The organism is Rheinheimera aquimaris (assembly GCF_020531985.1).
Lineage (GTDB): Bacteria > Pseudomonadota > Gammaproteobacteria > Enterobacterales > Alteromonadaceae > Alishewanella > Alishewanella aquimaris.
Genome location: NZ_JAJAVQ010000003.1, coordinates 454,246 through 479,068 on the forward strand (window position 1 = coordinate 454,246; position 24,823 = coordinate 479,068).

Below are 24,823 nucleotides of genomic sequence, written 5' to 3' on the forward strand. Positions count from 1 at the left end.
ACGGTGCCGTATCTGAGCTCAGCGGATACTGCCAAGACGTTCAAAACGTACACCTGTTGGTACCCAACCTGGCAACCAGCTGTTCGGATCGGTATTAAACTCAAAGCTCATCCAGATAAATACCGCTTTACCAACCATATTGTCTTCTGGCACAAAACCCCAGAACCGGCCATCACGGCTGTTATCGCGGTTATCGCCTAAGACAAAATAATGCCCTTCCGGTACAACAAACTCATCAATAGCCGTGCCGCGCTGTTTAAAGAAGAACTCGGTGTGCTCACGCCGTGCCGGTGTCTGCAGAATATCGTGCTCTACATCGCCCAGCTTTTCGGTATAGCGCCGCTGCGGGTATTGCTCCTGATAATACTCACCTTCATTTTTCAGGTTAAGCTCTATCATTTCAAGCTTACCGCAGTCGGTTTGTTGTGCATCTGTGCAGGCTTTTTCAATAAACAGCTGTTTATTGCGGTAAATAATGCGGTCGCCCGGCACCCCAATTACCCGCTTGATGTAATCAACGGTAGGTTGCTCCGGATACTTGAATACAGCAACATCACCGCGCTGCGGTTTATTGTTGCTGTACAGCGTTTTGCGCCATACCGGATCTTTGACATCATAAGAGAACTTCTCAACCAGGATAAAATCACCCACCAGCAAGGTTGGCATCATTGAGCCTGACGGGATCTGAAAAGGTTCATAGATAAAAGAGCGGAAAATCGTAATTAAGGCGATTACCGGAAAAATCGACTTTGCAGTTTCGACCAGCTGCGGCTCTTTTAACAGCTCCGCTCCTGCTTCCTCCGGTAAGCTACCGCCACCGGCGGCTGATTGAGCCAGGGCAAGCTTTTGCTGGCGCTTAGGCGCCAGTACCAATGCATCCAGTAACCAGACTAAACCACTGGCGAGTGTCAGCAGCACCAGAAAAATTGCAAAGTAACCTGCCATGTAAAACCCTTAATTATTTACCAACTTTCAAAATCGCCAGGAAGGCTTCCTGTGGTACTTCCACATTACCTACCTGTTTCATGCGTTTTTTACCTTCTTTCTGCTTTTGCAGCAGCTTTTTCTTCCGGCTAACGTCGCCACCATAACATTTTGCCAATACGTTTTTACGCATCTGTTTGATGGTCGTACGGGCAATAACATGGTTACCAATCGCCGCCTGAATGGCAATGTCGAACATCTGCCGCGGGATCAGCTCTTTTAATTTCTCGGCCAGTTCACGGCCGCGCCCCTGGGCAAAATCGATATGACTGATGATCGCCAGTGCATCCACCCGCTCACCGTTGATCAGGATATCAACCCGCTGCATGTTCGAGGTTTGGAAACGCTTAAACGCGTAATCCAACGAAGCATAACCACGGCTGGTGGACTTTAAGCGGTCGAAGAAGTCCATCACCACTTCCGCCATCGGCAGCTCATAAGTTACCGCGACCTGACGGCCGTGGTATAACATATTGGTTTGCACACCACGCTTTTCGATACACAGCGTAATAACGTTACCCAGGTACTCCTGCGGCACCAGTATATGTGCTTCAACGATAGGCTCGCGAATTTCATCGATATCATTTACAGCAGGTAACGCACTGGGGTTATCTACCATCACGATATCGCCGTTCTTTTTCACCACTTCATACACTACTGTCGGTGCCGTGGTAATAAGATCCAGGTCATACTCGCGCTCTAAACGCTCTTGGATAATTTCCATATGCAGCATGCCAAGGAAGCCGATACGGAAACCAAAGCCCAATGCACCGGAGTTTTCCGGCTCATAAAACAGTGAAGAGTCATTCAGGCTTAGCTTGGCCAGCGCATCACGAAAATCTTCATAATCATCGCTTGATACCGGAAACACACCGGCATAAACCTGCGGTTTAATGCGCTTAAACCCCGGCAATGGTTTTTCAGCGCTGTTTTTTGCCAATGTCAGCGTATCACCTACCGGCGCACCTTTTATCTCTTTGATACCGGCAATAACAAAACCTACTTCACCGGTTCTCAGCTCGCCAGTATTGGTGGCTTTAGGGCTGAAGATCCCCACTTTATCGACTTCATAAGTTTGGCCGGTCGACATGACTTTAATTTTGTCTTTGGCTTTGATACTGCCGTGCTTCACACGGACCAGTGACACTACGCCCTGATAAGCATCAAACCAGGAGTCGATAATCAATGCCTGGGTTGGCTGCTCTGGCTCGCCTTCCGGCGCCGGAATTTTCTTTACGATAGTTTCCAGCACATCTTTAATACCGAGGCCGGTTTTAGCAGAACATTGCACAGCGCCAACAGCTTCGATACCGATGATATCTTCAATTTCCTGCGCTACCCGCTCTGGGTCGGCCTGGGGTAAATCGATTTTATTTAGCACCGGCAGAACTTCTAAATTCATATCCAGCGCGGTATAGCAGTTAGCTACTGTCTGCGCTTCTACGCCCTGCCCCGCATCCACAACCAGTAAAGCACCTTCACATGCCGCCAGCGACCGGCTTACTTCATACGTAAAGTCTACGTGACCCGGCGTATCGATAAAGTTCAGCTGGTAGGTTTCGCCATCATCGGCTTTGTAATGCAACGTAACGCTTTGTGCTTTAATCGTGATGCCGCGCTCGCGCTCAAGATCCATCGAGTCGAGTACTTGTTGCTGCATTTCACGGTCAGACAAGCCGCCACAGTACTGAATTAACCGATCAGACAGTGTCGACTTACCGTGGTCGATATGAGCAATAATAGAGAAGTTTCTGATGTGATTTAGTTTAGGCATGTTGTCCGCAAAACAGTGGGCGCAACGCAAAGCAGCATACTTGATAACAACAAGCGGCAACCTCCGGCGTCAGCGCGGGTTATTTTTGAAAATTAGCGCGAATTGTACTCTATCCGGACTCAGCTTGCTATGTGTTATTAACTGGCATAGCACAGGCGTTCGCCGCTTACATCATGGCAGTTTAGGCTGCACACCTAAGGAGGGTAAAACTTCAACAATATGAATATCAGCGCGTTTTTCCTGATAACGCCCATACAAACGCGCAATAGCAAAGCCACATGTGGCGCCAAACGCGGCCAGCAGCATTTGCATACCTTCGCTCACGCCTGCAGCGCTGGCGGGCACTGCGAACAATAGCATCAATAGCAGCGGTAGCAGATAAACCATGGCAGCTGCCATCAGCAGGTTTTGCTCAGCTATACCTATTTTCACCTGTTCACCGGCTAACAACTCAAGTTCAGACGCAACGAAAAAGTGCAGTGTTTTTGGCGTCAGGGTTTTCGCCACTATGCCGGTACCACAATCTTCGCTGACCTGGCAGGCATTGCAACTGGCAACGGGCGTCGTCGTCAGCCAGACGCCTTTTTGCTCAACGGATACCACAGTGGCAATTTCTTCGACCATCAGTGCACCCCTGCAGCCAGCTGGCGTGCAGTTTCGATGCTGACAGGGCCAATCACCGTCACTTCCAGCTGATTGGCATTTTGCACATAAATAGTCGTAGCGCCATCACGATAAGCCTGTGTCGGCAACCGCTGTGCCTGTTGCACAAATACTGACACCTGATGTAGACCATCACTTAATAACCAGTAACTCAACAAGCTACTTTCCAGCTGTGGAATATTGGCGGGCTCTTCCACCTGTGTGTAGCCTTGTGGTAGCCAGGTAAGTTGATGACTACTGGCAACTGCGCTGCGGGGTACGCTGTCGCCGGGTGCAGGTAACTCAGCCTCCATCAGCGAGCGTAAATTCTCCGGCATCTCAGCACTTATCTGCATATGGGTAACCAGCCAGCGCTCCAGCGCATTTTGCTGCTCTGATAAAATATCGATACGCAGCGGAAAACCTGTTTCATCATCCAACCACAACCAGTAATTGTAACGGCTGGCGTCTTTTGCGGTCAGCCGCAATAACTGAGCACTGCGGCCGGACATCACTGAGCTACTGCCGGCCACCGCGTTGTACAGGCGCTGAATATTTTCTTTCGGTTCAAAAAACAATGCTGGCAACTCAGGAATACTGTGGCTACGGGTAACAAAAGCAGGCCTGTCGGTTAGCAAATAATACACCAACGCATCGCGGCGCAAAATGTCTACGCCACTGGTATCTAACGGGATGAGATGTTCGATTTCCTGGCCATCAGCACGGCCATGCAACCAACGGTAGGTGTCAACATTAGTTCCTTTTAATACAACAAAGGAGGTATCAAAATTATACTGTTTAACGGCACTCTGCACTTTATCGAATAAGGCCCAGCCAGCTTGTTCAGCCTGGGCCAACGTAGAAAACACTACCAATACTATGGCACTACATACGCCAGAGAATCGCATCATTGCTGCTCGTTTTGTTCAGGCCCGGTGTTTGCTTCAGCTTTATGGTTTGCCTGCTGTGCCTGCTCCATCACCCGTACTTGCTGACGGTGTGCGTTAAGCAAAGCCTGCAAGCGCTTTTGCTGCTCAAGCATAGCTTGCTGCTCTTGCTCTGCAAAGCGATCAGACACGGTAGTCTGGCTTAAACTGACCGGTGTCGCGAAACCAGCAATAGGCTGAGTTTGCAGCAGAGGCTGTGGGCTTAACATATCTTCGGGTTGTTGCTGGTACTGCTGCACGCCAAACACGGCCATTAACGCTACACCGGCGGCAATAGCGCCTTGGGCAACAGGTTGCAGCCAGCGTCCATTTGCTGCAGCCGCTACAGACGCTTTAACACGCTGCAGCAAACCACGATCTGTTTTCAGTTGATAAGCAGGTTCAGCGTCAATTTCCGCCATGATAGCGGCCGTAAAATCAACCGGCAAAGGACCTGAAGTTTCACGGCGTATGGTGGCACCAATAAGATGATAACGCTCAAGCGTAGATTGCAGCTCTGTATCAGTTAGCAAACTATCAAGCTGTGCTTTGGTCAGTGGCTTGTTGTCACTGGCGGCAGAGAGCCAATCCTGATGTTCTGACGACATAATGTTTCCTGTCTTAATTACTGGTTGTTGCCCTGACAGCTAGCTGATTAACGGCTTCAGCTGCACATCAATTGCTTCACGCGCCCTGAAAATACGGCTGCGAACGGTGCCTATAGGGCAACCCATTACATCCGCAATTTCTTCATAGCTTAACCCTTCAAGTTCACGCAACGTAATAGCAGTGCGTAACTCGTCAGGTAGTTTTTCTATGGTGCTAAACACCACATGGCGGATTTCATCAGATAACAACAACTGCTCTGGTGAGTCCTGTTCTTTTAACGCGTCACTGCCTTCAAAATACTCGGCATCTTCCGCGTCTACATCAGTTGCCGGTGGCTTACGGCCATTAGCAACCAGATAATTTTTCGCGCTGTTAACCGCGATACGATACAGCCAGGTATAAAAAGCACTTTCACCTCTAAAGCCCGGAATAGCACGATAGGCTTTAATAAAGGCTTCCTGCGCCACATCAGCTACGTCTCCGTGGTTAGAGACATAACGGGAAATTAAGTTCGCAATCCGGTGCTGATATTTTCTTACCAAAACATTAAACGCAGCTTTATCGCCTTGCTGTACGCGCTGGACAATCTGCCAGTCCAATTCTTGCTCGCTCATGTTCGAGCCTTTCCCCTGTAATACTTGTTCGTTGTGCTAACTGGCGCTGGTCTAGCTTGCTGGTATGACTGTACGCCGCAGAAATAGTTCTGTTAATTATGGCAAAAAAGCTACAATAGCCCGACATTGACTGATGGCAAGTGTATCGCATGACGCAAGCAAAAGAATATCTTTGTGACGTTTTAATTATTGGCAGTGGTGCAGCGGGGTTGTCGCTGGCGCTGCAACTGGCCGACAACGCCAACGTGCTGGTACTGAGCAAGGGCCCACTACGCGAAGGCTCTACACTGTATGCTCAGGGCGGTATTGCTGCCGTTTTTGACGAGAACGATAGTATAGCGTCACACGTGAATGATACATTAATCGCAGGTGCGGGTTTGTGTGAAGAAGCGGCTGTGCAGTTTACCGCCGGCAATGCTAAAACCGCGATGGAATGGCTGATTGCCCAAGGCGTGCCATTTGACCAGTATAAAGATGAAGACGGCAGTCTGAAGTACCATTTAACCCGTGAAGGTGGCCACAGCCACCGCCGTATTTTGCACGCCGCTGATGCCACCGGTCAGGCGGTGCAGATCACACTGGTAGATAAAGTTAAAGCCCACCCGAATATCCGCCTGTTAGAAAACTACAATGCAATAGATTTGATTAATGGCCGCAAGATTGGCAAGGATCCGAAACGTTGCTATGGCGCTTATGTCTGGAATAAAACCGCCGCTAAGGTTGAGCTGGTAAAAGCCCGCTTTATTGCGCTGGCAACAGGCGGAGCCAGTAAAGTGTACCTTTATACCAGTAACCCTGACGTGGCCAGTGGCGATGGTATTGCGATGGCATGGCGTGCAGGGTGCCGGGTAGCGAATATGGAATTTAACCAGTTCCACCCCACCAGCCTGTATCATCCGGACGCGCCTAATTTTCTTATTACCGAAGCAATGCGCGGCGAAGGTGCCTATTTAAAACGGCCGGATGGCAGCCGCTTTATGCCAGATTTCGATGAAAGAGCTGAGCTGGCACCGCGTGATATCGTGGCCCGGGCCATTGACTATGAAATGAAGCGGCTTGGCGCAAACTGCGTGTATCTGGATATCAGCCACAAAGCTAAAGATTTTATTCTCGAGCATTTCCCAACCATTTATGCCAAATGCTTAAGTGTCGGTATTGATATCACTAAACAGCCGATACCAGTAGTGCCCGCTGCACACTATACCTGCGGCGGTGTAGTGACTAATTTAAACGGCCAGACTGACATTGATAACTTATACGCCATAGGTGAAGTGGCTTATACCGGTTTACACGGCGCCAACCGCATGGCCAGTAACTCATTGCTGGAATGTGTCGTGTTTGCACAGGCTGCGGCCAAACATATCCTGGCACAACTGGACGCAACCAGCAGCCTGCCAGATTTGCCGTCCTGGGATGACAGCCGTGTCAGTGACTCAGATGAAGAAGTCGTGATCACCCATAACTGGCATGAGTTACGGTTATTTATGTGGGATTACGTTGGCATAGTGCGCACCAACAAACGGTTGGAGCGGGCGTTACACCGGGTAGAATTACTGCAGAGGGAAATTCAGGAATATTACAGCCACTTTCGTGTCAGCCATAATTTACTGGAGCTACGTAATCTGGTGCAGGTCGCTGAACTGATTATCCGCTGTGCTATGCAGCGCCGCGAAAGCCGTGGCTTACATTACAACCTCGATTACCCGGCGCTGCTGCAAGATAGCTCACCCACAATGCTCAAACCCGGCAATTACGTATTATCTGAATAACGGGTATCCGGCCCGCCTGCCGACCAGTTGCTCTGGTTTACCAGGCGGGCCAATGTACGATACTGCAGTTCGTCACATTGATCAGCAAACACCCAGCTGTGCCGGCGCTTACCAGCGCTATCGCACCAGTTCAATCTGACAAAATACTGCGCCACCAGCCCACCGGCAATCAGTTGGCCAGAACGCTTGTGCGGGCCAAACCAATGTAATTGACCACTGTCAGTCAACGTCAGCTGCTGGCTCTGACGTAATTGTGTAAAGTGACTGTACCACTGCCAGTAGTAAATAAATGCCAGCAACACCAGCAGAAACAACCATTGTCCGGTAACTGGCGAAACAGCCAGCACCAGTGGCGGCATTAGCGCCAACAAACCCATACCGGCCTGAGCCCAGACCGACGGTTTTAAACGGATATTAAACGCGGACACGATCCAGGATCAGCTGTACCAGCGCCTGTAATGCCGGATCGGACGACTTCGCATGCCCCATAAACCAGGCGAATAAATCCGGGTCGTCACAGGCCAGCAAGCGCTCAAAATCCTGCTTTTGTTGCTGCGTCAGGGCGTCATAACCCTGCTCAACAAAAGGCGCCAGCAATACATCCAGCTCCAGCATACCGCGCCGGCACGCCCAGCGCAGCCGTGGTTTGGTCATTAACTCTGCCATATTAATCCTTGTAAACAACAACCTGCTTTGTCAGGCCTGACGGTTTTGTTGCAGATTCTAACAAAAATTAGCAAACGGGGTTGAGCTTTTAGTACATTCGCCCAATCATAGCCTTATAAACTGGCGACACTTTACCGAGTAAACACTTTTATGCATACATCCTGGTTAACTGCTGAACAGTACGCATCCTTATCCAGCACAGTAACAGGCGCTTTTATTGCCCCTTTGCCTGCTTTTGACAGTCTGCTTATATCAGGCGCCGATAACCGCAAATACCTGCAGGGGCAAACGACCTGCGATCTGGACAGCTTAACTGATGATAACTTCCTGCACGGCGCGCATTGCGATGCCAAAGGCAAAATGTGGTCACAGTTTTATCTGGCCAGTATCGGCGAGCAATTAGTTACCGTCGCGTTTCGCGATGAGCTGAACGCCTCAGCAACTCAGTGGAAAAAATTTGGCGTGTTCTCCAAAGTCAGTTTCGAAGCCGGCCAGCAGCACTATGCCGTATTCGGTATTGGTGGCGGGGATGCAAACTCACTGGTTAGCAAGCTTGGTTTTTCACTGCCACAACCCGGTGGCCTGAGCCGGCATCAGGGGGCTTTGCTGATGGCACTGGCACAGCATCATTTTCTGCTGTTAATGCCACTTAACGATGCTAAAACACTGATGACAACATCCTTGCCCTTTGCTGCGCCCAACGTCTGGCTGGCCCAGCATATACAGCATGGTTTCAGTTATCTGGAACAGGAATTAATTGGCGCCCTGGTGCCTCAAATGCTTAACTTACAGGCACTCAATGCCATCAGCTTTACTAAAGGCTGCTATATTGGGCAAGAAACGGTCGCCCGGCTGAAGTATCGTGGCGGCAATAAAAGAGCGGCCTATATTTTACAGGCAGACACAACTGAATTGCCCGCTGCGGGCACTGATATAGAATTACAACTGGGTGATAACTGGCGCCGGAGCGGCCAGGTTGTCAATGCTGCAAATATTAACAACACACTATGGTTAATTGCAGTGTTACCAAACGACATAACACCGGCAGATCCATTACGGCTAAGCAGCGAAAGTGCCACGGCACTGCGCTTTGTGCCGTTACCCTATTCAATCAATTAAAGAGGTTTTCATGACCATTTCTCAGGACAAAGTTGTCGCCATGCACTATACCGTTACCGACCCTCAGGGTAACGAGCTGGATACTTCGGCCGGTGGCGAGCCTTTAGTCTTTCTGTTTGGCCACGGTTCACTTATTCCGGGCTTAGAACAAGCATTAGCCGGTAAAGCTGCAGGTGATAAATTTAAAGCGGACATTCCCGCTGCCGATGCGTACGGCGAACGTCACGACGCACTGACGCAGGCGGTACCTAAATCGATGTTTGAAGGTATGGACGTCGCAGTTGGTATGCGTTTTCGTGCTGCTGGTCCGGACGGCCGCGAACAATCTGTTATCGTGCTGGAAGTCACTGAAGATGAAGTGGTGGTTGATGGTAATCACCCGTTGTCAGGCATTGACCTGAGCTTTGACGTTGAAGTGGTGATGGTACGCGATGCCACCGACGAAGAGCTGGACCATGGCCATGTGCATGGTTTAGACGGCCACGCAGGCCACTAAGTAAAGTGCAGGCGGGCGAAACAGCTTGCCTGCCTTTAACACCGGATGCTAACTCTGTTACCCGACAATAAGCTGATTGATAGCAGTGGCCTGCCAAAGCTTGGCCATTTTGACACACCTGTCACTGAGCTTGGGCTGGCAGATTTTGCTTACCGCACAGTGATGGACAAACCCACCTCCGCACTGGCGCGCTATTTTCACTACAAACAGTTTCAGTTTATCAGTATCTGCCATAGTGACTGGCAAATAGGTATCGCCATAGCTGACATCCGCTATGCGGCTAATGCGTTTTGCTATTTTCACGACCGCAACCAGCAGCAGTTGGATCAAATTAGCCTGCTAAGACCCCTTAGCGTCGGTGTACAGATGAGCCACTCCCCTACCGCAGGTACCGCGTCGATAAAAGGCAAACAACAGATCTGCATTACACCGGCAGGATACGACTGGCAGCTTAAACTGAAAGGCGAGCGGCTAAATGGCGAGCTAACGCTTCAGGCTGGCCCTGCACCACAACCTTTAGCTTTATGCACTGCAACCGGCTATAACGGCTGGACCTACACCCAAAAACACAATGCGCTAAAAGTTACCGGTTCACTACAATATCGTGGCAAGCCTTTGGATCTAAGCCGGGCACTGGCAGGTTATGACTTCTCTGCCGGTTATATGCGCCGTGAAACCACCTGGCGCTGGGGTAGCATCAGTGCGCTGCTACCAGAGGGGGCATTCGGTCTCAATCTGGCCTGTGGTGTAAATGAAACCGGCACGACGGAAAACTGCCTGTGGCTGAATGGCGAAAAACAGCTGCTGGGATCGGTCAATATTGCCCTTAACCGGCAGCACGGCACACAGCCCTGGCAATTCGGTAGTGCCGATAACAGAATTAACCTGCAATTCTTTCCGCAGCAATGCCGGCAGGAACGGTTAAATCTGGGCTTGTTAGCCAGCAATTTTCGCCAGTATTGCGGCGAATTTTCCGGTGAAATACTGCTAAACAGCGGCAAAAAACTTAAATTAGATCAAATACCCGGCCTGGCTGAAGACCATTTTGCCCGTTGGTAACAGCCTGTTAGCAATGGCAGTAAATTCTTGACACCGGCTGCAAAGCCACATATTTTTAGCCCCTTGTGCAGTCAACTACCATTGAGCGAAGTCCGGCCCGAATGAAAGATCGTATTATCATTTCTGTTTCGACAATCAATGGTACCCGCCATTTTAATGTCAGTAAGTTATTTAAACGTAACGCAATTATTGCAATGTGGATGTTGCTGTTTGGCTTGCTGATTACCGCCGCCGTCATTGAATACCTGATGCGCTCAGTCGACCAGAGCCAGGCGCAGCGCGCGCATTTATCAGCTCAGGCCAGTACGCTACGGGATGAAATCAGTGCTCTGCAAGACAGCAAACAGCAGCTGGAGCAAGAATTGAACCTGAAGCAGGATGAAATGCTACAGGTAATCAACCGCGTTGGCGAAATCGAACTCGCGTTAGGGCTGGAACAGCAATATCCGCAAAATTTGGAAAACCGGCTTGATACCGCCAGTATCAACTCATCCGCTCGCCATACTATCTTGCAATTGGTGCCAAATGGTTCACCGCTGGAGTTTAATCGCCGCTCTTCGCGCTTCGGTTTGCGTCAGCACCCGATTGTCGGTAAGCAACAACACCACAAAGGTATTGATTTGTCGGCCAGCCGCGGTACCCCTATTTATGCACCGGCTGATGGCGTAGTTGAAGTAATACGCAGCAGTAAACAGGGCTACGGTAATTTACTGAGAATCCGCCATGCCTTTGGTTTCTCTACGCTGTATGCCCACCTTGATAGCTTTAAAGTGAAAAGTGGCTACTTTGTTCACAAAGGCGAGCTGATAGCAACGTCAGGTAATACCGGCTTATCTACCGCACCACATTTACATTATGAAGTACATTTCCTTGATCGGGCGTTGAATCCGCAAAGCTTTATGGATTGGGATTCTTCTAACTTTGATCTGGTGTTTGAGAAGGAAAGGAGCATTAAATGGGATTCTTTGGTAAGCATGCTGGAAACGAAGGCAAGCACACAGTTGCAACTGTCATCGCACAAGGATGTTCAGTTAACGGCAACGTCAGACTAAGCGGCGACATACAGGTTGATGGTTACATTGAAGGCAAAATTGTCTGTGACCGCTCGTTGATCATCAGTGCTTCAGGCCGGATAAAAGGTGAAGTCACTGCAGATAAAGTTATTATCAATGGTTTGTTCGATGGTGAATGCTACGCCAACAGCGTTGAAATACTGCCGCAGGGTAAAGCGCACGGTGTGATTCACTGCGATGACTTAAGTATTGAGCGTGGCGGCAGCTTCTTGGGTAAAACGCTGCCAACCTCGTCTGATCAGGTTATCAGTCTGCCCAAAAACGAGGCTGACACTAAAACCAACCCGTCACTGGAAAATAAAGCCGAAAAAGGTTAACAACGCGGCACTATTGCTGTTGGTCGCAAAGGCTGGCGTTTTTTAAACGCCAGCGGTAGGTTAAACAGAATGTTTAAACCTTTGGGCACAATAACAATGAAAAAAACGCTTCTCGCCACTTTACTCACTTTGGGCAGTCTGTCTGCGGCTGCGACGCCTTTGTCTGATCAGATCCAGCAAGATTATCAGCAGCATCTCGGCGCACTGTTTACCCACTTCCACCAACATCCTGAACTTTCTCACATGGAAACCCAAACGGCAAAACGCCTCGCCAAAGAGCTGCGTGCGGCAGGGTTTGAGGTAACCGAAGGCGTCGGTAAAACCGGCGTGGTCGCTATGCTGAAAAACGGCCCGGGGCCTTTGGTGATGATGCGGGCAGACATGGATGGCTTACCGGTGGAAGAAAAGTCCGGCTTGCCCTATGCATCTAAAGCCAAACAGACCGACTGGGACGGTAATGAAGTGCATGTCATGCATGCCTGTGGCCATGATGTACACATCACCAGCCTGGTTGGCACTGCGCGGCGGATGGCAGCGATGAAAGACAAATGGTCCGGCACGCTGATGCTGGTCGGCCAGCCGGCGGAAGAACGGGTTGGCGGCGCTAAAGGCATGATGGAAGATAATATCTGGGGCCGCTTTGGTCAGCCCGATTATGCGCTGGCCTTTCATGTATCGTCGGAAATCGAAGCCGGTAAGATTGTGGCGGTAGAGGGATCGCCGTATTCGGGCGTAGACAGCGTCGATATTATTATTCATGGTGTTGGTGCGCATGGCGCCAGCCCACACCGCGGTAAAGACCCCATAGTGTTAGGTTCACAAATCGTACTGGCGCTGCAAACTATCGTCAGCCGCGAAATTGCCCCGAAAGAACCAGCGCTTATTACCGTTGGCGCTTTTCACAGTGGCACCAAGCACAACATTATCTCTGATAAAGCGCATCTGCAGCTGACGGTGCGTAACGACAACTGGGAAACCCGCGAGTATTTAATGGCGGCGATTAAACGGGTTGCCGAGAACATGGGCCGGGCAGCGGGCTTACCGGAAGATAAACTGCCGGAAGTGCGTATCAGCGATGAACCCACTCCACCAACAGTAAACGATATTCCACTGACCAAACGGCTGAAAAAGGCCTGGACGGCCAGTATGGGCCAACCGGTATTTGACGAAAACTATAAGCGCTTAGGTATGGGTGCTGAGGACTTCCCGTTTTTTACCACTGAGCCGTATATCCCCAGCACTTACTTTGCGGTAGGCGGCACGCCAGCGGCTGACTTCGCTGCCGAGAAAGCTGGCGGCCCGGCTGTACCCAGCCATCACAGCCCGTTGTTTAAAATCAGCCCCGAACCTGCAGTAACCAAAGGTGTCGAGGCAACAGTAATCGCATTGCTGGATTTAATGCCGAAGCAGTAAATCATTCCTTGTAAGGATACCACCAGGCAGCAATTAAGCAGAATCGGTATACCCTAAACCAACCGTCTCAGCCCCGGACGGGCTGAGAGGAGCCCCCAGGGATGGGTTTACGGCGTGTTGGTGCAGGTATACCGATTCGGCGGAACTGTCTGACTACCGTAGATAAACAGTAGCTGTTTTTTTCAGCAGTGAAAGATGCAAAGCCACAGCATTCTGCTACAATGCCGCCCCTTTTGCAGGCTTAGGCCCGCAGTATTCAATTTTGCGGAGCGCCAATGAGCAACACAGCATTTTCTACCCTCGCCTTACCTGCAGCATTGCTGGGCAATCTGGCCGACCTTGGTTACAGCAGCATGACCGATATTCAGGCCCAGGCCTTGCCAGAAATCCTGGCAGGTAAAGACGTTATCGCCCGTGCTAAAACCGGTTCAGGTAAAACCGCCGCCTTTGGCCTTGGTTTGCTGGCTAAGCTGGATGTGAAATACTTTCGTGTACAAAGTCTGGTGTTATGCCCTACCCGGGAACTGGCCGATCAGGTGGCGGCGGAGCTACGCAAACTGGCGCGCAGTATTCACAATATTAAAATTCTTACGCTGTGTGGCGGTGTACCGATTGGCCCGCAAATAGGATCGTTAGAACACGGCGCCCACATTATTGTCGGCACACCGGGACGGGTCATTGATCATCTGGAAAAAGGCCGTTTAAGCCTGGTTGATTTAACCACACTGGTGCTGGATGAAGCAGACCGCATGCTGGAAATGGGCTTTAGTGCCGATCTTGATGCTGTAATCGCCAAAGCACCGGCCCAGCGACAAACCTTGTTGTTCAGCGCAACTTACCCGGATGCTATCGCCAAACTCAGTGAGCGTTTACTTACTGCACCGGTTCAAATCACGGTAGAGCAGCAGCATAATACAAGCAGTATTGAGCAGCTGTTTTTCCAGGTGACAGACAACAATACGCGCTTAGATGCACTGCACCAGTTACTGCTTAATTATCAGGGCCAGAGCAGCATGGTATTTTGTAATACCAAACGCGAAACGCAGGATGTTGCTGATGCCCTGCACGCTTTTGGTTTTAGCGTACTGGCACTGCATGGCGATATGGAGCAAAAAGATCGCGACCAAACCTTAGTACAATTTGCCAACGGCAGTGCCTGTATCCTGGTAGCCACTGATGTGGCCGCACGGGGCCTGGATATCAGCAGCGTAGATGCGGTATTTAACTATCAGCTGGCACACGATGCCGATACCCATACTCACCGTATTGGCCGCACCGGTCGCGCTGGCCAGAGTGGTATTGCCTTGAGCATATTTACTGCCAGCGATGCCGGTAAGTTAGTGACACTGGAAGATGGCCTTGGTGTAGCGATTACGCCAAAGCCACTACCGCCGGCCAACGCGGCACTGACACCAGCCAAACCAACCCTGGCCACCCTGCAGCTTGATGGTGGCAAAAAGCATAAGATCCGCGCCGGTGACATCGTCGGCGCTTTAACCGCCAGCAAGCAGCTAACCAACGACGACCTCGGCAAAATTCAGCTGCACGATATCTGGAGCTTTGTGGCGGTAAAGCGCAGTAAAGTGAAACTGGCGCTGCAACTGCTGCAACAGGGCAAGATTAAAGGCAAAAGTATCCGCGCCAGAATGCTGTAAACTGCGACAACAGCGTATCTGCCAGCCTGACATTGATGCCGGAACCGGTACTGATAAATAAGCAAAAATTTACTGTGCTACTGACATAGGGTTGTCAGTAGCACGTTTCACAATGATGTTGTCAACGTTCGGAGGACAGCATCATGCACCAGTTGGAACCTGCCATCGCACAATTTATTCAGGCACATAACCGCCACGATACCGCAGCCATAGTGTCGTTTTTCGACCCCGAAGCCGTCGTACTGGCGCAGGATCAAATATGGGTAGGGCATGCTGCAATTTGCCGCTGGCAACAGCTGCAGCCTGCTGACCACACCCTGGAAATTACTGCCGTGCGGCGCCATTTTGGCGAGTTTTATCTGCAAACCCGCTGGCGCAAAGCGGCAAATGACGCCGATGATTGCCAGTATGTATTTGCGCTGCAAGATGGCAAAATAAGCCGATTAATCGTGCAGACCAGGAGCAACATCAGGTGAACCGGGTAGACCGGCTGCTAGCCATTATTTTGTATCTGCAAAGCCGCCGCTATTGTACCGCTGAGATGATGGCCGACCATTTTGGTTTAAGCGTCCGCACTATATACCGCGATCTGGCCGCGATAGCGGAGGCTGGCGTACCGGTAATGGCAGAAGCGGGCTTAGGCTATCGGTTGATGAAAGGCTACTTGCTGCCGCCGGTCAATTTCTCCGAACAGGAAGCAATGGCACTAAGCACCGGCCTGATGCTGGCACAGCGTATGACCAGCCAAAGCTATCTGCAACTGATGCAGAGCGCGCTCGACAAGGTTAAAGCCGTGCTGCCGGGCGAAAGTAAAAGCCGGTTAGAGCATTTAGCCGATGCGATGGCAACACCCACCAGTGCCCCACCGATGCAGGCCGATCTGAGCTTACTGCAACAAGCGATTGCCAGGCGCCAGCTGGTACAGTTTTGTTATCAAAAGGCCGATTTAAGCCAGAGCGAACGCCTGGCCGAACCCGCCGGGTTAATCTATTATCTTGGCCGCTGGCATTTTATCGCCTGGTGCCGGCTTCGCAGCGCCTACCGGGATTTTCGTACCGACCGCATCAGCCAGCTGAAATTGCTGCCAGATAGTGTGGCAAGCCGCGAGAGTTTTAATGCCCGCGATTTTATCCGCCAGAGTATGCCCGATGCGCCTTTACAAGCCACCATCAGCTTTACACCGGCAGCCGCAGACCGGGCAAAACGTGAATGGTGGCAAGGTGTCAGTGGCGAAATTTATCAGGCCGATACCGTGCAACTTACACTTAACTGCAGCGACTGGCGCAGCCTGGCCAGTTGGCTGCTTAGCCTGGGTGACAATGCTACCGTGCTGGCACCAGCAGAATTAATTGATGAGATGCGCCAGCAAAGCCAGGCAATACTGGCACGATATCCGGCTGGTTAACGGCTCTAGCTATCCGGCTTCTGTTGACGCAGCGCCTTGGTAGCACCGCGCTGTTTTTTCTTTTCCAGCCTGCGCTGCTGACTGCCGTAAGTGGCTTTAGTGGCAACACGCTTTTTTGCCACCTTTGCCGCAGACTGCACCAGTTCAATAAACTGCGCTAAGGCCTGTTCACGGTTCATTTCCTGGCTGCGGCTTTGCTGGCACTTGATAATAATCTTGCCACTTTGCGTAATACGGTGGTCGGCTTTTGCCAGCAACCGCTCTTTATAAAACGCCGGCAAACTGGACGCATTAATATCAAAGATCAGCTGCGCGGCAGTAGAGACTTTATTCACATGCTGCCCGCCCGCCCCACTGGAGCGGATAAACTGCCACTCCAGTTCAGTGTCGTTCAATACCACCACATTTGAGATTTGAATTGCCATCAGTGGCCTTTGTTAATTCAGCGTAATGCGATCAGACCATAACCCTAGCCGTGTTACAAGGTTAGAAGCCCACAGCTGCTTATCGTCGCATGCAAGCCGTGATATACGCCTAAAGTCTATGCACCTTAAGTCTAAGTTCGTTAACACTGCTTTTTAGCTACAGTAAGGCAAAAGCCATTTACCGTTATCGACGCGAGGATGCAATTATGGCAGATAAATCTAACAGCCTTTATCAGCAACACTACCAGCAAGCCAGCACGACACCAGAAGCGTTCTGGCAGCAGCAGGCAGCTGCACTTAGCTGGTATAAAACACCCAATGCCGTATTAACACAGCAAGATGAAGATCATTACCAGTGGTTCAGCGACGGCGTTTTGAATACTGCTTATCTGGCACTGGATCACCACATTGAGCAAGGCCGCGGCGAACAGGCCGCACTGATTTATGATTCCCCGGTAACGGGCGATAAGCAGCGCTTCAGTTACCGTGAGCTACGTGATGCCGTAGCCCAGTTTGCAGGTGTACTGAAAGCTCTTGGCGTACAAAAGGGCGACCGGGTGGTGATTTACATGCCGATGATCCCACAAGCTGCGATCGCCATGTTGGCCGTTGCCCGCTTAGGTGCCGTGCATTCAGTCGTATTTGGTGGTTTTTCCGCACATGAACTGGCGCTGCGCATTGACGACGCCCAGCCCAAAGTGGTGGTCAGCGCGTCCTGCGGTATTGAGGTGAACAAGTTAATTGCTTACAAGCCCTTGCTGGATGATGCGATAAGCAAAGCGACACACAAACCGGATTACTGCGTTATTTACCAGCGGCCGCAACTGCAGGCCGACATGCAAACCGGCCGCGATCTGGACTGGCAACAAGCCGTAGCCAAAGCGGAGTCAGCCGCTTGCGTGCCGGTTAAAGCCACCGATCCGCTATACATTCTGTACACATCGGGCACCACAGGCAAACCCAAAGGAGTAGTGCGCGACAACGGCGGCCACGCCGTAGCCCTCAATTACAGTATGCAGGCGGTGTATAACGCCAAAGCCGGTGATGTATTCTGGGCAGCCTCTGATGTAGGCTGGGTCGTCGGCCATTCTTACATCGTATACGGCCCGTTGATCGCTGGCTGCACCAGCATTTTATATGAAGGCAAACCGGTATTTACGCCGGATGCCGGCGCATTCTGGCGCGTATGCGCTGAATACGGCGTCAATATTTTGTTTGCCGCGCCGACCGCGTTTCGGGCTATCCGTAAAGAAGATCCGCACGCGGCATTACAACACTACGATTTATCGCAGCTGCGCAGCATTTTTATGGCCGGCGAACGGCTGGACCCGGCGACGTATCAATGGGTAGTCGAAAAACTGCATAAACCGGTGATTGACCACTGGTGGCAAACCGAAACCGGCTGGCCCATTGCGGCTAACCCGACCGGTTTAACCCAATTCAGTGCCAAGCCGGGCTCATCCTGCATGCCGGTACCCGGTTTTAATGTGCAGATCCTCAATGAAAGCGGCAAAATACTGCGGCCCAATGAGCAGGGTTATATTGCGCTGAAACTGCCCTTGCCGCCTGGCTGCTTAACCACTATCTGGGGCAACGATGAACGCTTTGTTGATGGTTACCTGCGTAGCTTCAGTGGCTACTATGCCAGCGGCGATGGCGGTTATATCGATGAAGACGGTTATCTGTTTGTGATGGGCCGCACCGATGACGTGATAAACGTTGCCGGCCATCGCTTATCAACCGGTGAGATGGAGCAAATTGTTGCCGGCCACCCGGCCATTGCCGAGTGCTGCGTGATCGGTATTCCCGAACCGGTAAAAGGCCAGCAGCCGCTGGCACTGGTACTGATTAAAAACGGCGTTGAGGTGGATGAAACCATATTGCAGGCAGAGCTGGTGGCAATGGTGCGGCAGGAAATAGGTGCCCTGGCTTGCTTTAAACAAGCCATTATTGTGCAGCGGCTACCTAAAACCCGCTCGGGTAAAATTCTGCGCAAGTTATTGCGGCAGATAGCCGATGGCAGCAAGTACAGTGTGCCATCCACAATAGATGACCCGGCCAGCCTGCCGGAAATAGCCACTCTAATGGCAGCAAGAGGCTTAATCAGCGCGCCCTAAACGCTACAGCCCGCTGCAGCTGTCACTAAATCGGTATTACCGATAGTGATGGCTGCGCCGCTCTGATAAGCTGACGTCATATATACATCCTGTGGGACAAGGCCCAGCCCTTATCATGCTTTTGCTGAAAAAACAGATTTCCGCCAAAAACCTGCTGCTGCAACTGGCAGAGCAGCTGCAACGTTACCCCGGCCTGATGGCAGTGCTGGCGTTTGCTTCCGGCATCGCCAGTTATGTGCTGGTTGATCGCAAAGAATCACTGGCACAGTTAATTGCACTATTTCTGCTGTTCAGCTGGTTATGGCTGCTACTGGATAACTGGCTGCGGGAGCGTATCGAGCAGCGTTTTGGCATAACATTATCCCCCACGCTGGTGCGGTTTGTACTGCAAATGGTGCATCAGGAAAGTCTGTTTTTTGCCTTGCCATTTTTTCTTGCCGTCACCAGTTGGAACCACGGCCAGGCTGTTTTCACCGCACTGATAATGCTGTGCGCATTAATCTCGCTGATTGATCCGCTGTACTACAAAAAGCTGGCACCCCGGCGCACCTTGTTTGTGGTGTTCCATGCTTTTTCGCTGTTCGTTGTGTTACTGGTGATTTTACCAATACTGCTGCAACTGACCACCAGTGAAAGTTTAGCCACCGCGATGGCCATCGCCGTGGTACTGAGCTTCCCAAGCCTGGGTACCTTGCTGCCAAATGGCTACTGGTGGCGCATGCCGGTAACGATGTTGTTACTGGCTGCACTGTGCGCTGGTTTATGGCAGTTACGCAGCTATGTGCCGCCTGCAGCACTGCGCTTAACCACGGTAGCCTTGTCACACGAAGTGGATTACCAGCAACGTAAACCCGGCCCCGGCATAAAACAGCTGGATGCGGCAACATTGCACCGCCAGGGGCTGTTTAGTTTTACCGCTGTCAAAGCACCGCGCGGGTTAAACGAAAAGATTTACCATGTCTGGCTACAAAACGGCAAAGTGGTTGATCGTATCTTGCTGGACATCAGTGGCGGGCGGGAACAAGGCTACCGCGCCTGGACCCATAAACAGAATTTCCCGGCTAATGCAGAAGGCCACTGGCAGGTTAAAGTGGTGACAGAATCCGAACAACTGATTGGCCTGACCCGGTTTACTGTCACGCCCGCGCCAAACCAATAACAGCCGCGGCTGGCGCTGGCGGCGCTTTCACCGGCTGGCGGCAATGGGCTTTTAACAGCCGCAGCAACTCCTGCTCACGCGCCTGCAATTGCTTACCTTGCTCCTGCGTGTAAGGCTGGCGTAATTGCCGGCGGATCTCCCGTCGCTCTGCATTTAGTTTTTGGCATTCTTGCTGACTAAACTGCGGTAGTGCCACCACTGTGGTCGGCAGCAACAGCAAACAAGCTAAAATAATGCGCCTCATAGTCTCCTTTCGTTTGTCATGGCAGTTTTTACGGCAGTGGCATCCGCAGCTAAACAGTAACACTGTCTTGCCAGGCTGACAGAAAAACATCCGGCATTTAAATGCAGCGATGGATGAAATTTTGTACCTATTTGCATAGTATTAATGGCGTTTAATTTATCTTATTGGTTATCAAAATGAAAATGACCTCTTGCCTAATCCTTGCCACGGCCTTTTCTGCTCTGGCTTCTGCAAACGTGTATAAGTGTGATATTGATGGTGTCATAACTTACAGTCAAATTCCGTGCAACCACGATGCACAGATCACAGAATACACCACAGAACAGCTTAGCAGCACATCACAGCCACAAACTAATCAGTCGGCGGCAGAAGCAAAGGCGACGATGGACCGGCTAAGTGAATCGATAAAGAAGCGGGATTTGCGTATTGCCATAAACCGGTTGAAATCGGATAAGGCCAGGCTGCAAAGCCAGCGCGATAACAAAATAGCAAAACTGAAAAGCGCTAAACGTTCTGCCAACAATAATCTGGCAGGCGCGGTGTGGGAAGACAGCCTGTCAGAAGAAATGGCGGCAATAGCAGTACAGTATGATACGGATGTCAGAGCAGTTGATGCTGAGATAGACCGTTTAAATGATGAACTAAAAACGCTTTAGCGTGTTTTACGCCAGGCCAGGAAAAAAATTTATGCCAGCCGGTTGCGTGCTTTACTGCGCTACAGTAAGTTAGCGCAGTAACTGATGCGGGCGTCGTATAATGGTAATACCCTAGCTTCCCAAGCTAGAGCCGTGGGTTCGATTCCCATCGCCCGCTCCACATTGCTGGCCCAGGTACGGGCCAGCCAGAGCCTGAAACTTACCCTTTTCGTAGCCGTAAGATATCACGCAGCACTTCCCACAGCGGGAACATGGCTGTAATCACTAAGCCGGTTACCGCAGCACGTTCCAGCTGATGCAGTTCAAACACACGTTGCCAGGCACCCGGATCCAGATTTAACAAAGGGTCCACCGTTGCGAGCAGCAATATGGCGATGCCAAACGCAGCATTCAGCAGCACATTGGCAATCAGCATTTGCTTGTTCCACAGCCGCTGCCGCAGCTGCCACAGGCTATTAGCAATGCCCAGAAGTGGCAATGGGCTGGCCCATTTCAACCATTGATGCGCACTGTCGGTCAGCAGAAACCGGCTGGCTTCCAGTTGCTCCTGCGATAACCACAGTGGATGCCAAATCACGATCAGCAAAAACAGGTAAGTCGCCAAATCGGTAAAAATATCCTGCAGCGGAATATGCTGCCATCCCGGGCCTGCTTCGGGTAATAACTCTGGCTGCCAGTTTTGCTGGTACTTGCGATCCTGAGCCGGGCTGTAGCGCGACATCATCCAAAATGCGACCGTGATACTGGTAAAAGCCAGCACCACATCCTCGATAAAACCACTGGCCAGGCTATGTAAATAGCCAATCAGCCCCATCTGGCTACTAAGCCAGGCAGAAGTGCTATCAACAACCTGCAGTAAAAACAGTATGCCCAGCACCATAAATAAGGTGTGTTTGTATAACCGCATATAACTTTGACTGATAAGCGGCTGGGGTGGCACAAACTGTTCGGCAACGGCGCGTGGGTGGCCCATGCTTTTTAGTACCGCGGCAATATCAAAGTCCGTCAGCAGGCCCTTTTGCTCTTGTAACGCATCAAGCTGATCCATAATGTTGGCATGTAACTCACGGCCTATTTCGTCACGCTTGGTATCGGGTAACTCACGCTGCACTGCAGCAATATAACGTTTAACCAATTCCATTATTGTTTCTCCTCAGTTGCACCACCCAGCAGAGTTGCCAGCGCTGAGTTAAGGTGTTGCCATTCATCTGTCAGCTGTGCCAGCAGCGTCGTGCCCAGCTCTGATAACTGGTAATAACGCCGCTCACGCCCCTCTCCCTGTTGCCATTCACTGTCCAGTAAGCCTTGATCAGCCAGGCGGCGGATCAACGGGTACAGCGTGCCTTCGTCAATGTCTATACCGCCATCCTGCAACTGCTTGCGCAATGAATAGCCATAGTGCGGCTGCTTAAGCGAGCCCAGCACCGCCAGCACCAACACACCCCGGCGCAGCTCAAGCCGCATTTTGTCTAGTTGTGCAGTCGTCATAAATTCTCCCTATACTGTGCATCGCATACTGTGCGACGCACACCATACGGCATATACTATGCGTCATACAGTAAAAAGGCAAGTTTTTGCTTAAAAAAAGATCAACTGTGTTGAGCGTCAGATAATTCTGGAATCCAGTTCTAACGATGAGGTATTTTTGCAAAACTGGTAGAGCGAGTTTAAACGCGCCGACCATTTACAAATTTAAAAATGCTCGGGATGAAGATAATTAGAAGTAGGAAGCCTGGCTAATTGGCTGCCGCAGCGTAGTCAGCCCCGTGATAGATTCAGGCCACGTAGTGGCCATTTGTGACTGCGCCTATTGGACGAACAATTACAGCCCATGGTGGCGTCTTATATGCTTTATTTTGCCATTATCGTTGAATTCTAAAGACATGATATTAATGGCAGTGTACTCAATAGGTTTATCCATGTGACCTGGTTGTCCTTTGACGTGTTCTTTGAATTTTACAAAGGTAACATTGCGGCCGGTCATTATTTCTAGAATATCTATGTTACTGAAAAGTATTTTGTCTTTTAATTTCGCGAGCATACGTTCTCGCAGTTCTTCTTTGCTGGAAACTATAACATTGAACTTTACATGGTCATCAAGGAACTCTTCGGCCAAAAACGACAGAAAATACTCTACATCTTTTGCAGTAGAATCAGGTTGCTGGCGAGCATTTTTTGCAGCGATAAATTGTTGCGTTAAATCCTTTAGTTGTTCTTCAGACAGAACAGTGTCCGCGCCTGCGGAAACTGAAAAGAGGGAAAGCAAAAGAAATGTAATTACCTTTTTCACGATAGTTTCCTTATCCATCTATAGCTTGCAGTTGGGGTGAGTGCAGCTGTTGCTCGGTGAGGTAGCTATAATAGTTCTCCTATGATGAAGGAAGTTTAATTACGGTTGTCTCGAATGAGCCAGCAGTTTAAGTAGTCGCTCTTTACGCGCAAGATAAACTTCATAACCATCATATCCTTCGCCCGATAAGGCCAGCGCTTTGTTTACCTGTTCGAGTGACTCTTCGTACTTCCCACTCTGCTCGTACCCATAAGCCAGACCGTTATATGCGTCTGGTTTTTCGGGATAGAGCGTTATACCGTATTTAAAAAGCTTTATCGCTTCGTCGAGATTGCGATTATTTACGAAGCTGTAACCCAATTCACGAACCCCCCATTCCGGCGGAGGTGTCTGTTCACCATATTGCTTTGATAGCCGGTTGTAATAATCTGAGATTGAGCGGGTGTCGCCGGTATAGGCTTGTATTGGCATCCGTAACGGTAAAAACAGATTGTGATAGGCATTAAAAATGCCAGCAGCTGACGTTAAACCGTGTGATACAGCATCGAACTTCTCACTGATAAAGGTTAAGCCGCTGGGCGTATTGGACGATATGAAGTTTTGCAAATCATCGTAGCGCTCTCTCATAAAGCCGCTTTCTTCACCGATGTTCATATATAAATAGTTGTCTAAATTTTTTGTGTTAGACATGAATGCTTTAGTACTGCTTGCCGTTGCCCCGTAGTTCCACCAAACCGCTGCACTGTAAGCCAGATGTGCCTGAAAAAGCTCTGGATTGGTTTGCAAAGCGTAAAGCACGAATACGCCGGCAGCGGAGGCACCCGCAATGACTTTAAAGTTATGAGTTCGGTATTTTTTATCGACGAAAGGGATAAGTTCGTTTTCTATAAAACTTAAAAACTTTGGCGCGCCACCACCGATGCCAACCGGCCCTTGTGGTTCTTGATTGATTGTTGGATATAAATCTCTCAGCCTGTCGGTATTTTCAAGTGCAACAATGATAACTTCAGGTGCAGCGTTTGCGTCTTGCAGTCTTTCTAAAACCGCAGTAATTAGCGGAATATTGCCTTTACCATCAAGCCGATAGATAACCGGATATTTCTTATCCGGCGCACTCCCATAGCTTTTGGGAAGTTGTACTGTAATAGTTCGGTTCTCATTGAGAACTTCAGAATGCAGTGTATCTGTCAGTAACTTGTACTCTCCATTCGAATCTGATGCCTGCTGAGCGACAACAGACGAAGTCAGCACCGAGAAAACTATAAAAGTAGCTATTCTTTTAACAGCATTACTTTTCCTCATTATTTTTCCATTTATTTCCATATGTTTCACGAAGTTAGCATGTAGGTGCATATATTGAAAGACTTCGTGCCGTAGCCATATACTGAATTTGAGAGCTATAACAAAGTTA

Annotated in this window: 27 protein-coding genes and 1 tRNA gene; 14 read left to right on the forward strand and 14 right to left on the reverse strand. The window is 50.3% G+C overall.

Annotation, left to right across the window (positions count from 1 at the left end):
- Positions 1 to 18: 18 nt before the first annotated feature.
- The 6 genes from lepB to rpoE form a co-directional block, all read right to left on the reverse strand.
- Positions 19 to 945: a signal peptidase I gene (gene lepB / locus LHL18_RS11285; protein WP_134056643.1), complete on the reverse strand. Its 927-nt coding sequence runs from the start codon at positions 943 to 945 to the stop codon at positions 19 to 21.
- Positions 946 to 958: 13 nt separating this feature from the next.
- Complete coding sequence (gene lepA / locus LHL18_RS11290; protein WP_134056645.1) at positions 959 to 2,758, reverse strand: translation elongation factor 4; 1,800 nt, start codon at positions 2,756 to 2,758, stop codon at positions 959 to 961.
- Positions 2,759 to 2,929: 171 nt separating this feature from the next.
- Positions 2,930 to 3,382: a SoxR reducing system RseC family protein gene (locus LHL18_RS11295; protein WP_226767165.1), complete on the reverse strand. Its 453-nt coding sequence runs from the start codon at positions 3,380 to 3,382 to the stop codon at positions 2,930 to 2,932.
- Positions 3,382 to 4,311 (reverse strand): MucB/RseB C-terminal domain-containing protein, encoded by a 930-nt coding sequence (locus LHL18_RS11300; protein ID WP_226767166.1) that lies wholly within the window; start codon positions 4,309 to 4,311, stop codon positions 3,382 to 3,384. Before LHL18_RS11300 ends, LHL18_RS11295 begins: the two co-directional genes overlap by 1 nt.
- A complete protein-coding gene (locus LHL18_RS11305; protein ID WP_226767167.1) occupies positions 4,308 to 4,934 on the reverse strand; it encodes a sigma-E factor negative regulatory protein in 627 nt (208 codons plus the stop codon). The genes LHL18_RS11300 and LHL18_RS11305 overlap by 4 nt, the downstream gene beginning before the upstream one ends.
- Positions 4,935 to 4,973: 39 nt before the next feature.
- Positions 4,974 to 5,549 (reverse strand): RNA polymerase sigma factor RpoE, encoded by a 576-nt coding sequence (rpoE, locus tag LHL18_RS11310; RefSeq protein ID WP_134056651.1) that lies wholly within the window; start codon positions 5,547 to 5,549, stop codon positions 4,974 to 4,976.
- Between the two features lie 149 nt (positions 5,550 to 5,698).
- Here rpoE and nadB point away from each other — a divergent pair, with 149 nt between their 5' ends.
- A complete protein-coding gene (nadB, locus tag LHL18_RS11315) occupies positions 5,699 to 7,318 on the forward strand; it encodes an L-aspartate oxidase (RefSeq protein ID WP_226767168.1) in 1,620 nt (539 codons plus the stop codon).
- Here the strand turns inward: nadB and LHL18_RS11320 are convergent.
- On the reverse strand, positions 7,300 to 7,746 hold the full coding sequence (locus tag LHL18_RS11320) for a protein YgfX (RefSeq protein ID WP_226767169.1): 447 nt from the start codon (positions 7,744 to 7,746) through the stop codon (positions 7,300 to 7,302). The two genes, nadB and LHL18_RS11320, sit on opposite strands and share 19 nt — an antisense overlap.
- Positions 7,733 to 7,984, reverse strand: coding sequence for an FAD assembly factor SdhE (locus LHL18_RS11325; RefSeq protein ID WP_226767170.1), 252 nt, complete (start codon positions 7,982 to 7,984; stop codon positions 7,733 to 7,735). Before LHL18_RS11325 ends, LHL18_RS11320 begins: the two co-directional genes overlap by 14 nt.
- 150 nt (positions 7,985 to 8,134) lie before the next feature.
- Between LHL18_RS11325 and ygfZ the strand changes: the two genes are divergently transcribed.
- From ygfZ to LHL18_RS11370, 9 genes are all read left to right on the forward strand, one after another.
- Complete coding sequence (ygfZ, locus tag LHL18_RS11330; protein ID WP_226767171.1) at positions 8,135 to 9,103, forward strand: tRNA-modifying protein YgfZ; 969 nt, start codon at positions 8,135 to 8,137, stop codon at positions 9,101 to 9,103.
- Between the two features lie 10 nt (positions 9,104 to 9,113).
- Entirely contained in the window at positions 9,114 to 9,599 is a 486-nt protein-coding gene (locus tag LHL18_RS11335; protein ID WP_134056661.1) for an FKBP-type peptidyl-prolyl cis-trans isomerase, read from the forward strand.
- A gap of 45 nt (positions 9,600 to 9,644) precedes the next feature.
- The gene (locus LHL18_RS11340; RefSeq protein WP_226767172.1) at positions 9,645 to 10,658 is read left to right on the forward strand and encodes a DUF2804 domain-containing protein; all 1,014 of its coding nucleotides are present in this window, start codon (positions 9,645 to 9,647) and stop codon (positions 10,656 to 10,658) included.
- A 101-nt stretch (positions 10,659 to 10,759) separates the two neighbouring features.
- Positions 10,760 to 11,710, forward strand: coding sequence for a M23 family metallopeptidase (locus LHL18_RS11345; RefSeq protein ID WP_226767173.1), 951 nt, complete (start codon positions 10,760 to 10,762; stop codon positions 11,708 to 11,710).
- Positions 11,614 to 12,048 (forward strand): bactofilin family protein, encoded by a 435-nt coding sequence (locus tag LHL18_RS11350; protein WP_226767174.1) that lies wholly within the window; start codon positions 11,614 to 11,616, stop codon positions 12,046 to 12,048. The genes LHL18_RS11345 and LHL18_RS11350 overlap by 97 nt, the downstream gene beginning before the upstream one ends.
- Positions 12,049 to 12,144: 96 nt before the next feature.
- Complete coding sequence (locus tag LHL18_RS11355; protein ID WP_134056669.1) at positions 12,145 to 13,461, forward strand: amidohydrolase; 1,317 nt, start codon at positions 12,145 to 12,147, stop codon at positions 13,459 to 13,461.
- A 275-nt stretch (positions 13,462 to 13,736) separates the two neighbouring features.
- Positions 13,737 to 15,116 carry an ATP-dependent RNA helicase DbpA gene (gene dbpA / locus LHL18_RS11360; protein WP_226767175.1) on the forward strand — a complete coding sequence of 460 codons (1,380 nt, stop codon included), beginning with the start codon at positions 13,737 to 13,739 and terminating at the stop codon, positions 15,114 to 15,116.
- A gap of 143 nt (positions 15,117 to 15,259) precedes the next feature.
- Complete coding sequence (locus LHL18_RS11365; RefSeq protein ID WP_134056673.1) at positions 15,260 to 15,592, forward strand: nuclear transport factor 2 family protein; 333 nt, start codon at positions 15,260 to 15,262, stop codon at positions 15,590 to 15,592.
- Positions 15,589 to 16,521 (forward strand): helix-turn-helix transcriptional regulator, encoded by a 933-nt coding sequence (locus LHL18_RS11370; protein WP_226767176.1) that lies wholly within the window; start codon positions 15,589 to 15,591, stop codon positions 16,519 to 16,521. The genes LHL18_RS11365 and LHL18_RS11370 overlap by 4 nt, the downstream gene beginning before the upstream one ends.
- A gap of 5 nt (positions 16,522 to 16,526) precedes the next feature.
- On the opposite strand, the gene arfB is transcribed toward LHL18_RS11370, so the two are convergent.
- Positions 16,527 to 16,946, reverse strand: coding sequence for an alternative ribosome rescue aminoacyl-tRNA hydrolase ArfB (gene arfB / locus LHL18_RS11375; RefSeq protein ID WP_226767177.1), 420 nt, complete (start codon positions 16,944 to 16,946; stop codon positions 16,527 to 16,529).
- Between the two features lie 176 nt (positions 16,947 to 17,122).
- Here arfB and LHL18_RS11380 point away from each other — a divergent pair, with 176 nt between their 5' ends.
- Positions 17,123 to 19,063: a propionyl-CoA synthetase gene (locus tag LHL18_RS11380; RefSeq protein WP_226767332.1), complete on the forward strand. Its 1,941-nt coding sequence runs from the start codon at positions 17,123 to 17,125 to the stop codon at positions 19,061 to 19,063.
- A 115-nt stretch (positions 19,064 to 19,178) separates the two neighbouring features.
- Entirely contained in the window at positions 19,179 to 20,222 is a 1,044-nt protein-coding gene (locus tag LHL18_RS11385) for a DUF5924 family protein (protein ID WP_226767178.1), read from the forward strand.
- Here the strand turns inward: LHL18_RS11385 and LHL18_RS11390 are convergent.
- Positions 20,200 to 20,466: a hypothetical protein gene (locus tag LHL18_RS11390; protein WP_226767179.1), complete on the reverse strand. Its 267-nt coding sequence runs from the start codon at positions 20,464 to 20,466 to the stop codon at positions 20,200 to 20,202. The genes LHL18_RS11385 and LHL18_RS11390 overlap by 23 nt on opposite strands.
- Positions 20,467 to 20,642: 176 nt before the next feature.
- Between LHL18_RS11390 and LHL18_RS11395 the strand changes: the two genes are divergently transcribed.
- Both LHL18_RS11395 and LHL18_RS11400 read left to right on the forward strand, forming a co-directional pair.
- A complete protein-coding gene (locus LHL18_RS11395; RefSeq protein ID WP_226767180.1) occupies positions 20,643 to 21,122 on the forward strand; it encodes a DUF4124 domain-containing protein in 480 nt (159 codons plus the stop codon).
- An 86-nt stretch (positions 21,123 to 21,208) separates the two neighbouring features.
- Positions 21,209 to 21,282 (forward strand) — tRNA-Gly (locus LHL18_RS11400).
- A 39-nt stretch (positions 21,283 to 21,321) separates the two neighbouring features.
- Here the strand turns inward: LHL18_RS11400 and LHL18_RS11405 are convergent.
- From LHL18_RS11405 to LHL18_RS11420, 4 genes are all read right to left on the reverse strand, one after another.
- A complete protein-coding gene (locus LHL18_RS11405) occupies positions 21,322 to 22,263 on the reverse strand; it encodes an HAAS signaling domain-containing protein (RefSeq protein WP_226767181.1) in 942 nt (313 codons plus the stop codon).
- On the reverse strand, positions 22,263 to 22,610 hold the full coding sequence (locus LHL18_RS11410; RefSeq protein WP_134056685.1) for a PadR family transcriptional regulator: 348 nt from the start codon (positions 22,608 to 22,610) through the stop codon (positions 22,263 to 22,265). Before LHL18_RS11410 ends, LHL18_RS11405 begins: the two co-directional genes overlap by 1 nt.
- 334 nt (positions 22,611 to 22,944) lie before the next feature.
- Positions 22,945 to 23,412 (reverse strand): hypothetical protein, encoded by a 468-nt coding sequence (locus LHL18_RS11415; protein WP_226767182.1) that lies wholly within the window; start codon positions 23,410 to 23,412, stop codon positions 22,945 to 22,947.
- 99 nt (positions 23,413 to 23,511) lie between these two features.
- Complete coding sequence (locus LHL18_RS11420; RefSeq protein WP_226767183.1) at positions 23,512 to 24,714, reverse strand: alpha/beta hydrolase-fold protein; 1,203 nt, start codon at positions 24,712 to 24,714, stop codon at positions 23,512 to 23,514.
- Positions 24,715 to 24,823: the final 109 nt, after the last annotated feature.

What these genes read in the sequence shown, in the direction of transcription:
- LHL18_RS11390 (WP_226767179.1), bottom strand. Translation starts at nt 20,466, where the DNA reads ATGAGGCGCATTATTTTAGCTTGTTTGCTGTTGCTGCCGACCACAGTG.
- LHL18_RS11305 (WP_226767167.1), bottom strand. Translation starts at nt 4,934, where the DNA reads ATGTCGTCAGAACATCAGGATTGGCTCTCTGCCGCCAGTGACAACAAG.
- LHL18_RS11420 (WP_226767183.1), bottom strand. Translation starts at nt 24,714, where the DNA reads ATGAGGAAAAGTAATGCTGTTAAAAGAATAGCTACTTTTATAGTTTTC.
- LHL18_RS11385 (WP_226767178.1), top strand. Translation starts at nt 19,179, where the DNA reads ATGCTTTTGCTGAAAAAACAGATTTCCGCCAAAAACCTGCTGCTGCAA.
- LHL18_RS11405 (WP_226767181.1), bottom strand. Translation starts at nt 22,263, where the DNA reads ATGGAATTGGTTAAACGTTATATTGCTGCAGTGCAGCGTGAGTTACCC.
- lepA (WP_134056645.1), bottom strand. Translation starts at nt 2,758, where the DNA reads ATGCCTAAACTAAATCACATCAGAAACTTCTCTATTATTGCTCATATC.
- nadB (WP_226767168.1), top strand. Translation starts at nt 5,699, where the DNA reads ATGACGCAAGCAAAAGAATATCTTTGTGACGTTTTAATTATTGGCAGT.
- LHL18_RS11395 (WP_226767180.1), top strand. Translation starts at nt 20,643, where the DNA reads ATGAAAATGACCTCTTGCCTAATCCTTGCCACGGCCTTTTCTGCTCTG.
- dbpA (WP_226767175.1), top strand. Translation starts at nt 13,737, where the DNA reads ATGAGCAACACAGCATTTTCTACCCTCGCCTTACCTGCAGCATTGCTG.
- LHL18_RS11300 (WP_226767166.1), bottom strand. Translation starts at nt 4,311, where the DNA reads ATGATGCGATTCTCTGGCGTATGTAGTGCCATAGTATTGGTAGTGTTT.
- lepB (WP_134056643.1), bottom strand. Translation starts at nt 945, where the DNA reads ATGGCAGGTTACTTTGCAATTTTTCTGGTGCTGCTGACACTCGCCAGT.
- LHL18_RS11365 (WP_134056673.1), top strand. Translation starts at nt 15,260, where the DNA reads ATGCACCAGTTGGAACCTGCCATCGCACAATTTATTCAGGCACATAAC.
- LHL18_RS11295 (WP_226767165.1), bottom strand. Translation starts at nt 3,382, where the DNA reads ATGGTCGAAGAAATTGCCACTGTGGTATCCGTTGAGCAAAAAGGCGTC.
- LHL18_RS11350 (WP_226767174.1), top strand. Translation starts at nt 11,614, where the DNA reads ATGGGATTCTTTGGTAAGCATGCTGGAAACGAAGGCAAGCACACAGTT.
- ygfZ (WP_226767171.1), top strand. Translation starts at nt 8,135, where the DNA reads ATGCATACATCCTGGTTAACTGCTGAACAGTACGCATCCTTATCCAGC.
- LHL18_RS11345 (WP_226767173.1), top strand. Translation starts at nt 10,760, where the DNA reads ATGAAAGATCGTATTATCATTTCTGTTTCGACAATCAATGGTACCCGC.
- LHL18_RS11325 (WP_226767170.1), bottom strand. Translation starts at nt 7,984, where the DNA reads ATGGCAGAGTTAATGACCAAACCACGGCTGCGCTGGGCGTGCCGGCGC.
- LHL18_RS11355 (WP_134056669.1), top strand. Translation starts at nt 12,145, where the DNA reads ATGAAAAAAACGCTTCTCGCCACTTTACTCACTTTGGGCAGTCTGTCT.
- LHL18_RS11410 (WP_134056685.1), bottom strand. Translation starts at nt 22,610, where the DNA reads ATGACGACTGCACAACTAGACAAAATGCGGCTTGAGCTGCGCCGGGGT.
- arfB (WP_226767177.1), bottom strand. Translation starts at nt 16,946, where the DNA reads ATGGCAATTCAAATCTCAAATGTGGTGGTATTGAACGACACTGAACTG.
- rpoE (WP_134056651.1), bottom strand. Translation starts at nt 5,549, where the DNA reads ATGAGCGAGCAAGAATTGGACTGGCAGATTGTCCAGCGCGTACAGCAA.
- LHL18_RS11340 (WP_226767172.1), top strand. Translation starts at nt 9,645, where the DNA reads ATGCTAACTCTGTTACCCGACAATAAGCTGATTGATAGCAGTGGCCTG.
- LHL18_RS11335 (WP_134056661.1), top strand. Translation starts at nt 9,114, where the DNA reads ATGACCATTTCTCAGGACAAAGTTGTCGCCATGCACTATACCGTTACC.